We start from the raw sequence: 14,065 nt of genomic DNA, 5'->3' as shown, positions 1-14,065 counted from the left end.
AGGAGGGGATGAAATTGAAGCTTAAAGCCATTCTTATTGTTGCACTTAGTGTTGTTTTATTTTTGGTTGGATATAGAGAGATGAAACCGATAAGCGATGAACAGAAAATGGAGAGCATGATTAAGGCTTTAGAGAAAAATGATGCTAAAGTAGAAAAATGGTCATGGTTAGCTAGAGAAACAAAAACAATTTCTAATATACATACGTTTCAAAAGTTGTTAAACGATGTGAAGGACAAGGCAAATATTCAAAAGTGGGAAGTAGAGCAATCTCCAGATGGATATAAAGCTACATCCTATAAAAAGTTTGCTTCTCATGAAGAACGAGTAGTAGTAACTTGGAGTAAAGAAAATACTAAAGAAAACACTTTCATTATCTTTGAAGTAAGTGGGGCGAAATGGGACCCGAAGTATGTTCAAAAAGTAAATAAAATTTTTAGTGAAAAACCTATAATTTACACTTGTGTTCAAGGTGTACTGAATGATAAGATTGAAGGTGTTTTGCAAAATAAAACCAATCAGGTTTTGAAAGATCTTTCAGCAAGAGCGATCGAACAAGTAGAAGAAAGAGCATTTGTGTCAGTCTCCGCATACAATAAAAAGTGGGATGACGCTCTTTCAACAAATAGAGAGAAAATAAATGTGCAAATAGCAATACGTTCTACAGACAACAAAGATACAATTGTGGTTGGCACACCGATCATAACTTCTGAGTATTGAGTGAATAGATACTGAAAAAAGGACACGGAGGGGAATAATTTGGAAAAGATCATCGTCCGTGGCGGAAAGCGGTTAAACGGCACAGTGCGTGTTGAGGGCGCAAAAAATGCTGTATTACCTATAATCGCTGCAGCCCTATTAGCGAGTGATGGAAAGAATGTACTATCTGAAGTACCAGTTTTGTCTGATGTATACACAATTAATGAGGTATTACGTCATTTAAATGCTGAAGTCGTATTTGAAAATAATCAAGTAACAATCGATTCTTCTAAAGAACTAAACATTGAAGCACCATTTGAATATGTACGTAAAATGCGTGCATCTGTTCAAGTAATGGGACCATTATTAGCACGTAACGGTCGTGCTCGTATTGCACTTCCTGGTGGATGTGCAATCGGTTCACGTCCAATTGACCAACATTTAAAAGGCTTCGAAGCAATGGGAGCAAAAGTACAGGTTGGTAACGGTTTTGTTGAGGCATATGTTGAGGGAGAACTAAAAGGAGCTAAAATCTACTTAGACTTCCCAAGCGTAGGCGCGACAGAAAACATTATGTCTGCAGCTACATTAGCAAAAGGGACAACAATTCTTGAAAACGCAGCGAAAGAACCAGAAATCGTTGACTTAGCTAACTTCTTAAATGCGATGGGAGCGAAAGTACGCGGAGCTGGAACTGGAACGATTCGTATCGAAGGCGTTGATAAATTATATGGTGCAAACCACTCTATTATTCCTGACCGTATTGAAGCGGGAACATTCATGGTTGCAGCAGCAATTACTGGTGGAGACATCTTAATTGAAAATGCTGTACCTGAACATTTACGCTCAATTACAGCGAAAATGGAAGAAATGGGTGTTAAAATTATTGAGGAAAACGAAGGTGTACGTGTTATCGGCCCAGATAAGTTAAAAGCGGTTGATATTAAAACTATGCCTCACCCAGGTTTCCCAACAGACATGCAATCACAAATGATGGCATTATTACTACAAGCTGATGGAACAAGCATGATTACAGAAACGGTATTCGAAAACCGCTTTATGCACGTTGAAGAATTCCGTCGTATGAATGCTGATATTAAAATTGAAGGTCGTTCTGTTATTATGAACGGTCCAAACAGCTTACAAGGTGCTGAAGTAGGCGCAACTGATTTACGTGCTGCAGCTGCATTAATCTTAGCTGGTTTAGTATCAGAAGGTTATACTCGTGTAACTGAGTTAAAACATCTTGACCGTGGTTATGTAGATTTCCATAAGAAATTAGCTGCATTAGGTGCAACTATTGAACGTGTAAACGAAAAAGTAGAAGAAGTGAAAGAACAAGAAGTTTCTGATCTTCACGCTTAATTGAAATAGTCTCTATGTCTTTTGACATAGGGGCTATTTTTTTTGGGTTATTACTGTTATAGTCAATAAATTCTATACTTATGCACGTACCAGTAAAAATATTTAGAAAATTTCCGTTTTATGCTCTTCCCCTTAAGTGTGTTCTAAAAGAAAGAGTTGTTCCATAAGAATGAATGGAGTAAAGCTTTTATATTGGGGGAAAAATAGGATGAAATTTTCAAAGCCACTTTTTATTACAGTAGCGCTCTTAATAGCGCTCGTTATCATTGTACCTGCAGCCCTTGTTATCCCATTTGCGAAAGCAAAAGTAGGGGAAGAAACGGCCTCTAAAACTCCTCCAGCGATAGAAAGTATACCAGCTCCAGGAAAAGTAGATACAGCGGTTCAAGTTGCTGTATATCGTGAGAAACAAAAGAAGGTAGAATCATTACCTATGGAGGAGTATGTGACCGGTGTAGTAGCTTCTGAGATGAATGCCAGTTTTGAAATAGAGGCACTAAAGGCACAGGCATTAGCAGCAAGAACATTTGTAGTACAACGTATGCTAAGCGGAGGAAAGAAAAATAATGCAGACGTGACAGATACGGTGAAAGATCAAGTGTACAAAAGCAAAGATGAATTGAAGAAGCAATGGGGCAATAACTACGAAAATAATTTGAAGAAAATCGAAGAAGCTGTTTCGAAAACAGCAGGACAAGTTTTAACGTATGATGGAAAACCAATTTCAGCATCCTTCTTTTCAACGAGTAATGGTCGAACAGAAAATGCAGCTGACTATTGGGGAAATGATTATCCGTACTTGAAAAGTGTAGATAGTCCGTGGGATCAAGCCTCACCAAAGTTTACGAGCGAGCAAACATTTACAGTAGCTGATTTTCAAAAACGTCTCGGTGTGAAAGTGCTAGCAGACGGGAAGGTTGGAAACATTAAAGACCTTACGGAAGGAAAGCGCGTAAAGGATGTAGCTTTTCAAGGAAAAACATTGACAGGAAAAGAAGTTCGTGAAAAGTTAGATTTACGTTCTTCTGATTTCACGTGGAAACAACAAGGAGATAAAATCATCGTTACGACGAAAGGCTTCGGTCACGGCGTTGGTATGAGTCAATACGGGGCGAACGGCATGGCAGCGGAAGGAAAGAAATATACAGATATCGTCGCTCATTACTATAAAGGCGTTGAAATAAAGACGATGAATGATTATGAAGGAAAATTGATGGTGAAGAAATAGGTGTCAGAACTCTGGCACCTATTTTTTTCTGTTTAAAATATCATAATTTTCCATTAACTGTTTGATATAATAGGATAAAAAGGCATTTGGGGGAAATGAAATGGCGTTACTAGAGTTGAAACAATTAGGGAAGGCGAACCAGTTACCGGCAGTTGAGCTAGAGGTGGAGAAGGGACAATGTATTGTTTTGCAATGCAATAATCATACAGCTAAAGTGTTACACCGCATCATTATTGGTGAAGAAGAGGCGTCGACTGGCAATGTACTGTTTGAAGGGGAAGCAATTGGAAAGAAAAATTATTCCCGCATCGGTTTTTGTTTTTTGAAAGATGAGGCATATGATCGTTTGAAGGTGAAAGAATACTTCAAATTTTTATTAGGGCTTTATGAATCAAAGATAAGTATAGAAGAAGTTGTGCAGTCTGTTGGTCTCCTAGATAAACTAAACGTTAAAATAGAAAAATTATCATTTTCAGAGAAACGCCGTCTTCATATCGGGCGAGTGATGATTCATAATCCGGATTTAGTTATTTTGGAAGAGCCAGAGCAAAATGTAGATATAGAGAGTACGGTTATTATTCGAAAAGCAATCATGAAAATGAAAGAACAAGGAAAGGCGATTTTTATTACGTCATCATTTCTATCGGATGCCCTTTCGTTAACAGAGGATGTATACATATTAAACAACGAGGGTGTGAAAAAGATAGAAATTGAGCAAGAGGAAGTGGAAGAAGTCGATGAAGAAAAAGTCATTCAAATGATTCCGCAAATGAAGTTAGAAAGAATACCTGCGAAAGTGAACGATAAAATCATTTTACTTGATCCGATGGAAATTCATTTCATTGAAACGCAAAACGGAGTAACACATATTCACGTTCGTGAAGGGGATTTCGTATGCGCCTTAACATTAAGTGAACTAGAAGCGAGATTAACAGGTTTTGGTTTCTTTAGATGTCATCGCTCGTACCTTGTAAATTTACAAAGAGTACGAGAAGTGATTACTTGGACTCGTAACAGTTTTAGCTTAATTTTAGACGACGAAAGAAAAAGTTCAATTCCACTTTCAAAAGGACGAATGGATGAATTAAAAGGCGTGATTGGGCTATAAAAAGTGCTCCAATAAGCTCAACATGCGATTCATTCACCGGTAAAAATACTCCTTTTACCGGTATTTTACTGCGTAAACCCTTTGTTTTTCATATGATTGAGTCAAGAAAAGCGAAACAAACGAACGAAAAGCGCTAAAGCGACTTTCATCTATAAAGAAGAAAAACAAAGGGGATGAAGAAATGACATTGGCAATTGAAATGAAAGATGTAATGAAAAGTTTCAGTGGAAAAACGGCACTTCGAAATGTAAATATTGAGGTGAAGCAAGGAGAGATTTTTGGATTCCTCGGACCGAGTGGATCTGGTAAGACGACAACAGTAAAAATTTTAACTTCTCAATTGCTTCATAGTGTTGGAACGGTAAGAGTATTAGGGAAAGATATTACAGGACCAAGTAGCATCGATTACAAACGAATTGGTATTTTAACAGATAACAGCGGCTTATATGAAAGACTTAGCATTTATGATAACTTACTATTATTTTGTGACTTATACGATTGTAAAAAAGAACGAATCAATGAAGTACTAGCACAAGTAAATTTATTAGATGATAAAAAAACACCAGTAAAGAAACTATCAAAGGGAATGAAGCAACGCGTCACACTAGCAAGAGCAATCCTTCATAAACCAGATATTCTCTTCTTAGACGAACCAACATCTGCACTCGATCCAGTAAACGTACAAAACATTCATAAAATCTTAAAAGACTTAAATGAAGAAGGAACGACGATTTTCTTAACGACTCACAACATGGATGAAGCAGAAACGCTTTGTAACCGCATTGCCTTCCTTTGTAGCGGAGAAATTGTAGCGCTTGATACGCCAGAGAACCTGCGCTTACAATACGCTAAGGATCAAATACAGGTCGTATTAAAAGATAAACAAAAAGAAGTAGTGCAAAAAGATGAATTAGGCGCAAAACGTATTTCAGAATGGATGAAAAAGGGCGAACTGTTATCTATTCATTCACACGAACCAACGCTAGGCGATATCTTTATTGAAGTTACTGGGAGGGGATTATAATGACGTTTTCAATGAGAAGATTTTCAGCTATTTTTCGGAAAGAAGTCCAAGATTTTAAGACAAATTCACAAGTGTTATTAATGGCATTTTTACCAATTATACTTTCATTTTTGTTTAGCAGATTTGGAGTAGGAAAGGAAATGTTAGGCACTACTACTATAATGGCCTTCCTATTTGTCGCAGGATTTGTTCAATCTATGGTAATTGCAGAAGAAAAAGAAAAACATACACTGCGTGTGTTGATGTTATCCCCAGCATCTTCTGTTGAAGTTCTTCTTGGAAAGAGTTTATTAACATCGGGTCTGACGATGGTCATTTGTATTGCAAATTTATTCATTTTAGATCAGTTAAATATTAATCTTCCATTGGTAGGATTGGTATTCTTATGTGGAACTATTTTGTTTATCGTGCTTGGAACAATGATTGGATTACTTGCATCTTCTGTACCACAAACATCTTTAATTGGTATGCCTATTTTAATGACGATGTATTTAGCTGTACAATTTGAGCCGATGGTTGAAAATAAAGTAATTAAGACACTAATTGAGTATCTTCCAACATCTCATATTGTAAAAGCAATCAAAAGCTTAGTAGATGGAGCTGGGTTTAGTAGTATTAGTGGGCATGTATTAAATGTTGGAGTGTGGCTTATTATTGCGCTTATTGCGTGTTTAATCGTATATAAGAAGAAACAAATGGACTAAAAACTGAGCCGAAACGCTCAGTTTTTTCTTTTTTCTATCATTTCCTCGGAAATTTTACAGTTCTTATACATATTTTTACAAATTTTGTCGAAAAGTAATTAGTTATACGTTGTATAGGATACGTGAATATTGTTCAAAATGATTGCTGAGGTGATGATGGAATGCGAGGAAGAAATAATAAAAAGTCGCAAAAGGTAGTACATTTATTTCAAAAAAGATGGGTGTTTCCGGCACTATACATTGCTTGTGCAGCGGTAATCTTAATGGTTGCGCTATGGTTCCAAGGAGCTAATCCGAAGAAGACTCCAAACCACGATCAAGCAACACCGTATACACAATCGGAAGATCCAGCAGTACCAGTAACGAAATCTTCAGAAGTAGTGAAAATGCCAGCAGCCGCGAATGCGGAAGTAGTCGTACAAAAGAAATTCTATGAAGATGCAGCAACTGAGGCGGAACAAGAAAAAGCACTTGTCTTTTATAACAACACATATTCCCCAAACAAAGGAATTGACATTGCTGCGAAGAATGGAAAAGAATTTAATGTTGCCGCTGCTTTAAGTGGTACAGTAACGAAAGCTGAAAAAGATTCACTTCTTGGTTATGTTGTAACAGTTGATAGTGGAAATGGTGTAGCGGTATCTTATCAAAGCTTAGGCAGTGTGAAAGTAGAAAAAGGTGCAAGAGTTGCACAAGGTGAAGTATTAGGAACATCTGGTCTAAGTGCAATGAATAAAGAGGCAGGATTTCACGTTCACTTTGAAGTACGTAAAGACAATGTGGCTGTGAACCCTGAACGTTACTTAAATAAATCAGTAACAGAAATTAAAGCTGATGCAGGTGCTGCAAAGGCTACGAATGCTTCTGGTAAAAAAGCTGAAGACAAATCTCAAAAAGAAGAGAAGTCAACGAGCACGAAACCAGAAAATAAAACAGAAGACAAGTCTCAAAAAGAAGAGAAATCAACAAGCAGTTCAACTAGTGACAAAAAAGAAGAACCGAAGAAAGAAGAAAAATCAACAAATGGTTCTACAGAATCATCTAACGATTCTTCTTCACAAGAATAAGAAAGTGAAAAAATCAGTTCTCATCAAGAGAATTGATTTTTTTATTTTTATCCCGCATTAACGGGCAGTAAGACCCCTACTTCAAAATTCAGTGAAAGCTAAGAAGTTAGGTCGGGGATCAACTGCCCGTAAAAGCCCGATTGGTTCAACTAATAATCAGTGGGAAATGGCACCCACTGATTAAAGTTTCACTTTATATAAAAATACTCAATTTCGAGAAAAAAGTTGTAAAAACAAGGAAAAATGACGAGATTCTCGAATATATATTACAAAAGGGAGGGGATACTGTGTCATTTTTGTTTGTTCTGTCGACTGCTATTATTTTATTGTTTGTTTTATTCACTTTATATTATTATATTGCCGGTAAGAAAGAGGTTCCCCACCATCAGTTATTAGAAGAAGAATTGGAACGAGAAGAATGACGCCTTTTATACAAGGTGTCATTTTTTTTGGCCATAATAGTCAGTTTTAACGTATTTCTCACAAAAAAACGTAATTTTTCTTAACTTAGTCCGCAAAAATAGTGAACATGTAGCATATATCAGTAGTGCGGGCAATACAATGGTATAAACCAAAGCAAAGAGAGTGTTTGAGGTGAGAAATCGTGAATCATTTCATTATAAATCCAAGAATGTTTAACGCTTACAAACAGCACTCACACTTACTTCTTAGTCATATGCAGCGAGGCTCATTTCACCCTTCTCACATCCAAATTAGGGAGGCGAGTGGTGTGCACGATTACATCAAAGAGAGAACTATCAAGATTGGTAAGTATATCGTGGAGACAAGAAAGACAGTGCGTGTCATTGCAAAGGAATTTGGGGTATCAAAGAGTACAGTCCATAAAGATTTAACAGAACGTCTACCAGAGATTAATCCAGAGCTCGCAAATGAAGTAAAAGAAATTCTTGATTATCATAAGTCTATTCGTCATTTAAGAGGTGGAGAAGCAACAAAACAAAAGTATAGAAAAGAAGATGTAGAGAAGCCTGTACGTCAATAATGTTACAGTAGCAAACATTCCGTTCACATTCGGTAATATTTTTCAGAAGAATTCTTTTTGCGAATATTACGTTTCTGTTAAATTTATGATAAAATCAGAAATTAGGTGAAAAGAATTCGGGTGTAACCTGATTTTGAATATCGAGGAGGAAAAAACGGGAATGTTTGCGCGAGATATCGGAATTGACCTAGGTACGGCTAACGTATTAATTCATGTTAAAGGTAAGGGTATTGTATTAAATGAGCCATCTGTTGTGGCCATTGATCGTAATAGTGGTAAAGTATTAGCAGTCGGTGAAGAAGCGAGAAGTATGGTGGGACGTACGCCTGGTAATATTGTAGCAATTCGTCCACTTAAAGATGGTGTAATCGCAGATTTCGAAATTACAGAAGCAATGTTAAAGTATTTCATTAACAAATTGGACGTAAAGAGCTTCTTTTCAAAACCTCGTATTTTAATTTGTTGTCCAACAAATATTACATCAGTAGAACAAAAAGCAATTCGTGAAGCTGCTGAACGTTCAGGTGGTAAAACAGTATTTTTAGAAGAAGAACCAAAAGTAGCCGCAGTTGGTGCTGGTATGGAAATCTTCCAACCAAGCGGTAACATGGTTGTTGATATTGGTGGAGGTACAACAGATATCGCTGTACTATCTATGGGTGATATTGTTACCTCTTCCTCTATCAAAATGGCTGGCGATAAGTTTGATATGGAGATCTTAAACTATATTAAACGTAAGTATAAGCTATTAATCGGAGAACGTACTTCAGAAGATATTAAAATTAAAGTTGGTACAGTATTCCCAGGTGCACGTAGCGAAGAACTTGAAATTCGCGGACGTGACATGGTAACAGGCTTACCACGTACAATTACAGTATGCTCTGAAGAAATTACAGAAGCATTAAAAGAAAATGCAGCTGTTATTGTACAAGCTGCAAAAGGTGTATTAGAGCGCACGCCACCAGAATTATCTGCAGATATCATCGACCGCGGTGTTATTCTAACAGGCGGTGGAGCTTTACTACACGGTATCGATATGCTTCTAGCAGAAGAACTAAAAGTACCAGTATTAATTGCTGAAAACCCAATGCACTGCGTTGCGGTTGGTACAGGTATTATGTTAGAGAATATCGACAGATTACCAAAGCGTGCTTTGAGATAATTTGAAAGAACTAAGGATGACGCCTTAGTTCTTTTTTTTTTCGTTTTTATATTTTTTTATTTTGATTTTTTGCGAAAATGGAAGGAAAATAGAGAAATGTGAAGGAAACAGGTAAAATATTCATATATATGGTTAAATTTAATATTTCCTTAATTGAAAACGTTTATAATATAATGAGTCGAATACGACATTAAGGCAAATAATGTTTCAATACATATTGCCTTTCCCTAATTTGGGCATACACTCCTTTCCACCTCCGTGTCAGTTGCAAAAATGTGCAACTATTTTAATGGAATAGAGTGTGTGCATTTTTTTTTTAGGAAGTCGTGCTAAATATAAAATGTTACTTTGTAATGACAAACAATAAACAAAATGGGATAATAGCAATATGTCCAAGTGGTAAGACCAATATTACAAAAGGGGCGATTGTTACATGCTAAATATAGAACAAATTAAAGAAATCATTCCTCACCGCTATCCATTTTTACTTGTTGATAAAATATTAGAAGTAGATGAAGGTAAAAGAGCGGTTGGGATTAAAAATGTATCCGCAAACGAAGAATTCTTTAACGGACACTTCCCTGACTATGCAGTTATGCCTGGTGTACTTATTGTAGAAGCATTAGCACAAGTCGGAGCAGTTGCAGTATTAAAGAAAGAAGAAAACCGCGGAAGACTTGCTTTCTTTGCAGGTATCGACAATTGCCGTTTCAAAAAACAAGTACGCCCAGGTGATCAGCTTCGTCTAGAAGTAGAAATGACACGCGTACGCGGCCCGATTGGAAAAGGAAAAGCAATCGCAACAGTAGATGGTGAAGTTGCATGTGAGGCAGAAATTACATTTGCGATTGGTGATAAAAAAGAATAGATAGTACTAAAAAAATCTCCTTGTAAAAAGACAAGGAGATTTTTTTAATTTCTGCTATATAACGATGAAACGATAATATACAAACTAATCAGAAAATAACTTGTAAATAGATGGCAATTACCATATACTTACTTTATTATTTATCTAGAAAACAGGATAAGTGATAAAGGTAATAAAGAAATAAGGGCATTGTCATATTGTTAAGGTACTTAAATAAGACAAAGTAGAATGTTATTGATTATGATGAAATGTGGGGAAATCAGCAAGAATATTAATTAGACGTATGAAATCGAGCATAAGAGAGAGAAAAGGGAAATGTCGCATTTCACAAAAGGAGATTATGAATATGTTCGGGAGAAAGAAAAGAAAACCATTACGACAATTAATTACACATAAAGAGCCTAAATCGCGTATTACAGAACAATACCGTAACATTCGTACAAACATTGAGTTTACATCTGTAGATAATCATGTTCGTTCTATTATTGTTACTTCAGCCGATCCAGGTGATGGGAAAACAACAACAATCTCAAACTTAGCAGTTGTTTTCGGACAACAAGGAAAGAAAGTTTTATTAATTGGAGCTGACTTGCGTAAGCCGACGATACAAAACTTATTTGCCATTCATAGTTCAAATGGGTTAACGAACTTATTATCAGGACAAGCAAAACTTATGCAATGCATTCAAAAAACAGATATAGAGAACGTATACTTAATGGCAGCAGGTCCAATCCCGCCAAACCCAGCAGAACTATTAGGGAGCCGGGCTATGGACGAGGCGTTGCTAGAAGCATATAACATGTTTGATATTATATTAATCGACACACCACCTGTCCTTGCGGTTACGGATGCACAAATACTTGCGAATAAATGTGATGGAATCGTACTCGTTGTACGAAGTGAAAAGACGGAAAAAGATAAAATCGTAAAAGCGAAACAAATATTAGATAAAGCATCAGGCAAAATACTCGGTGTCGTTTTAAACGATAAAAGAGAAGAAAAAGAGCAGTATGGTTATTACTAAAATATGAAAAGCCAACAAAATTTTTGTTGGTTTTTTATTGTTTTCCGAAAATTCTTTATCAAGTTACACAGTGTAAAAAACGTGATAAAATAAAAATTTTGGAAAATGATTGGAATGTGTTGTCATATTTAAGATTATTTTGTAAGATTAAACTTGTTTCTTGTGAACAAATATAGAACTGAATTATTAAAAATAAAAAATGTAAGATTTATATGTTATAATTTTTCCTATGTGTAAATTTTAGAAAGTTGGAGGAACCTATGGAAGAAACAATTAGTCTAAAAGAGTTATTTCATATCTTAAAAAAACGTTTAGCAATGATCCTCGTAATTGCCTTTGGTGCAGCTATTGTAAGTGCTATCATTAGCTTTTTCTTCATGACACCAATCTATCAATCTTCGACGCAAATTCTTGTGAATCAGAAGAAGCAAGAGGGGACGGCAATTCAGTTAGGGGAAATTCAATCAAATATTCAATTAACGAATACATATAAGGTTATTATTAAAAGTCCAGTAATCTTAGAACAAGTGAATGAAAAATTAAATTTAAATATGACAGCTCAAGCGCTAACAGGAAAGATTACTGTAGCAAATGAAAAGGATTCACAAGTAATCTCTGTAACAGCTGAGGATAAAGATCCAAAACTAGCTCGCGATATTGCGAATGCAACGGCAGATGTATTTAAAGGTGAAGTTGCAAAAATTATGAACGTTGATAATGTAACAGTATTGTCAAAAGCGGAAGTTGCAGAAAATCAATCCCCAATTAAACCAGCGCCTATGCTTAATGTAGCAATTGCTTTCATTGTTGGTTTAATGGCTTCAGTTGGTCTTGCATTCTTACTAGAGTACTTAGATAACACAGTGAAAAAAGAAGAAGATGTGGAAAACTTACTTGGCTTACCAGTATTAGGGATTGTAGCTCGTATGGATGAAGAAACAATGAACGTGAAATCACACGCTCCATCATCAAGAAAAGTGAGGGGACAAACAATTGGCTCTTAATTTATTTAAAAAGAAAAAGAATCATCGTCAACGCCGTCAATTAATTGCTCATCAACAACCGAAATCACCAATTTCAGAACAATATCGTAATATTCGAACGAATATTGAATTTGCAGCTATTGATATGAATTTACATTCATTACTGGTAACATCTGCGAATCCGAGTGAAGGGAAAACGACAACGACAGCGAATATGGCAGTTGTGTTTGCTCAACAAGGAAAAAAAGTGTTATTAATTGATGCAGATATGCGTAAACCAGCAATGCATCAAATGTTCCAAGTAGATAATATTTTTGGACTCACGAATGTATTAACACATAGTGAACGTTTAGAGAAATGTGTACAAACGACATCTATAGATAATCTAAGCTTTTTAGCATGTGGTCCAATCCCACCAAATCCAGCAGAATTGTTAGGCTCAAAATCAATGAAAGAACTTCTTGGACAAGCATACAGTATGTACGATTTAGTTATTTTTGATATGCCGCCAATTTTAGCTGTAACGGATGCGCAAATTATGGCAAATGTATGTGATGCTTCCATTCTTGTTGTTCGTAGTGAATCAACAGAGAAAGAAACAGCAGTAAAAGCAAAAGGATTATTGGAGTCTGCAAAAGGTAAATTGTTGGGCGTTGTTCTGAACGATCGTGAACGTGAAGAAGGCTTATATTATTATTACGGTGCAAACTAATTAAAAGGGTGAGATATGGTAAAAACATATCTCCTTTTTTCCCTTGAATATGAGAGATATCTCATATTCAAGGGAAAAAAGATCTTTATAGGAGAGAGGGAGGATGAAACAAATGATAGATTTACATTGTCACATTTTACCTGGTATCGATGATGGTGCACAGACAGTAACAGATAGTTTAGCTATGGCGCAACAAGCCGTGTCAGAAGGAATACATACAATTGTCGCAACGCCGCACCATCAAAATGGAAAATATGTAAATGAACGTACCCCAATTATTCATCACGTAAAACAACTAAATGATGAACTACAACAACATAATATTCCACTTACTATTTTACCTGGGCAAGAAGTCAGGTTATATGGCGATTTATTAGAAGACTATGAAGCTGGTAAAATCGTTACTTTAAACGAAACAAATAAATATATATTTATTGAATTTCCATCTAATCATGTACCACGTTATGCCGAACAATTATTATACGAATTACGTGTAAAGGGAATGATTCCAATTATTGTTCATCCAGAACGTAATGCCGAGTTAATCGAGCGGCCAGATAAGTTATATAACATTGTAAATAAAGGGGCATTAACGCAAGTAACGGCAGGTAGTTTATTGGGTAAATTTGGGAAGAAAATTAAAAAGTTTTCACTACAACTTGTAGAACATAATTTAACACATATGGTCGCTTCAGATGCACATAATACGACGTCAAGAGGATTTCATTTAGCGGAAAGCTATGAATTAATTGAGAAAGAATTTGGAACGAGTGTTATGAGTGATTTGAAAGAAAATCCGTACTTATTAATTAGCGGGAAGGCAATTTACAAAGAAGATCCAGAACAAATTCGCCGTAAAAAATTGTTCGGTATTTTTTAAATAAAAATTGGTGATGTCTCCTAACCGTTATCAATGGGGGCACTCGGTCGTGCTGTGGGTAGAAATTTTTATTTCGAACCTACCTTAGACGCTTGTCGTCGGGAGTATGACGTGAGGGTGGGTTAGATGCCCATAATTTATTTGTAATAGAAACTCTACCTATGGAGTTATAAACATGACTCTATAGGTAGGGTTTTTGTTATTGCTACATATAAATAAAAGGATGCAGGGGGACTAAA

Annotated in this window: 15 protein-coding genes; all 15 read left to right on the top strand. The window is 36.0% G+C overall.

The features are described from left to right. The first annotated feature begins 14 nt into the window (after nucleotides 1-14). On the top strand, nucleotides 15-719 hold the full coding sequence (locus ACUXVC_RS26570; protein ID WP_000767913.1) for a YwmB family TATA-box binding protein: 705 nt from the start codon (nucleotides 15-17) through the stop codon (nucleotides 717-719). A 39-nt stretch (nucleotides 720-758) separates the two neighbouring features. Further along, complete coding sequence (gene murA, locus ACUXVC_RS26565; protein ID WP_000411275.1) at nucleotides 759-2,063, top strand: UDP-N-acetylglucosamine 1-carboxyvinyltransferase; 1,305 nt, start codon at nucleotides 759-761, stop codon at nucleotides 2,061-2,063. Between the two features lie 208 nt (nucleotides 2,064-2,271). Further along, entirely contained in the window at nucleotides 2,272-3,291 is a 1,020-nt protein-coding gene (spoIID, locus tag ACUXVC_RS26560; RefSeq protein ID WP_000672651.1) for a stage II sporulation protein D, read from the top strand. A gap of 100 nt (nucleotides 3,292-3,391) precedes the next feature. Then, nucleotides 3,392-4,399 (top strand): LytTR family transcriptional regulator DNA-binding domain-containing protein, encoded by a 1,008-nt coding sequence (locus ACUXVC_RS26555; RefSeq protein ID WP_144465601.1) that lies wholly within the window; start codon nucleotides 3,392-3,394, stop codon nucleotides 4,397-4,399. Nucleotides 4,400-4,580: 181 nt separating this feature from the next. Then, nucleotides 4,581-5,423 carry an ABC transporter ATP-binding protein gene (locus tag ACUXVC_RS26550; protein ID WP_095689966.1) on the top strand — a complete coding sequence of 281 codons (843 nt, stop codon included), beginning with the start codon at nucleotides 4,581-4,583 and terminating at the stop codon, nucleotides 5,421-5,423. Continuing rightward, entirely contained in the window at nucleotides 5,423-6,127 is a 705-nt protein-coding gene (locus ACUXVC_RS26545; RefSeq protein ID WP_078400607.1) for an ABC transporter permease, read from the top strand. Before ACUXVC_RS26550 ends, ACUXVC_RS26545 begins: the two co-directional genes overlap by 1 nt. 161 nt (nucleotides 6,128-6,288) lie before the next feature. After that, complete coding sequence (locus ACUXVC_RS26540) at nucleotides 6,289-7,194, top strand: peptidoglycan DD-metalloendopeptidase family protein (protein ID WP_446025901.1); 906 nt, start codon at nucleotides 6,289-6,291, stop codon at nucleotides 7,192-7,194. Nucleotides 7,195-7,481: 287 nt separating this feature from the next. Further along, on the top strand, nucleotides 7,482-7,616 hold the full coding sequence (locus ACUXVC_RS26535) for a hypothetical protein (protein ID WP_000008903.1): 135 nt from the start codon (nucleotides 7,482-7,484) through the stop codon (nucleotides 7,614-7,616). A gap of 308 nt (nucleotides 7,617-7,924) precedes the next feature. Continuing rightward, the gene (spoIIID, locus tag ACUXVC_RS26530; RefSeq protein ID WP_000544012.1) at nucleotides 7,925-8,197 is read left to right on the top strand and encodes a sporulation transcriptional regulator SpoIIID; all 273 of its coding nucleotides are present in this window, start codon (nucleotides 7,925-7,927) and stop codon (nucleotides 8,195-8,197) included. A gap of 160 nt (nucleotides 8,198-8,357) precedes the next feature. Continuing rightward, nucleotides 8,358-9,359 (top strand): rod shape-determining protein, encoded by a 1,002-nt coding sequence (gene mreB, locus ACUXVC_RS26525; RefSeq protein ID WP_000457978.1) that lies wholly within the window; start codon nucleotides 8,358-8,360, stop codon nucleotides 9,357-9,359. A 433-nt stretch (nucleotides 9,360-9,792) separates the two neighbouring features. Continuing rightward, nucleotides 9,793-10,227, top strand: coding sequence for a 3-hydroxyacyl-ACP dehydratase FabZ (gene fabZ, locus ACUXVC_RS26520; protein WP_000931959.1), 435 nt, complete (start codon nucleotides 9,793-9,795; stop codon nucleotides 10,225-10,227). 346 nt (nucleotides 10,228-10,573) lie between these two features. Then, nucleotides 10,574-11,251, top strand: coding sequence for a CpsD/CapB family tyrosine-protein kinase (locus ACUXVC_RS26515; RefSeq protein WP_000467955.1), 678 nt, complete (start codon nucleotides 10,574-10,576; stop codon nucleotides 11,249-11,251). Nucleotides 11,252-11,511: 260 nt separating this feature from the next. Continuing rightward, the gene (locus tag ACUXVC_RS26510) at nucleotides 11,512-12,255 is read left to right on the top strand and encodes a YveK family protein (RefSeq protein WP_088022162.1); all 744 of its coding nucleotides are present in this window, start codon (nucleotides 11,512-11,514) and stop codon (nucleotides 12,253-12,255) included. Beyond that, nucleotides 12,245-12,946 carry a CpsD/CapB family tyrosine-protein kinase gene (locus ACUXVC_RS26505; RefSeq protein ID WP_088022164.1) on the top strand — a complete coding sequence of 234 codons (702 nt, stop codon included), beginning with the start codon at nucleotides 12,245-12,247 and terminating at the stop codon, nucleotides 12,944-12,946. The genes ACUXVC_RS26510 and ACUXVC_RS26505 overlap by 11 nt, the downstream gene beginning before the upstream one ends. Before the next feature lie 112 nt (nucleotides 12,947-13,058). Then, nucleotides 13,059-13,826, top strand: a complete 768-nt coding sequence (locus ACUXVC_RS26500; protein ID WP_088022187.1) for a tyrosine-protein phosphatase — start codon at nucleotides 13,059-13,061, stop codon at nucleotides 13,824-13,826. Nucleotides 13,827-14,065 lie beyond the last annotated feature (239 nt).

The organism is Bacillus sp. N6 (assembly GCF_052805735.1).
The sequence above is the reverse complement of the archived record's forward strand: the minus strand, read 5'-3'. Positions and strand labels throughout refer to the sequence as shown.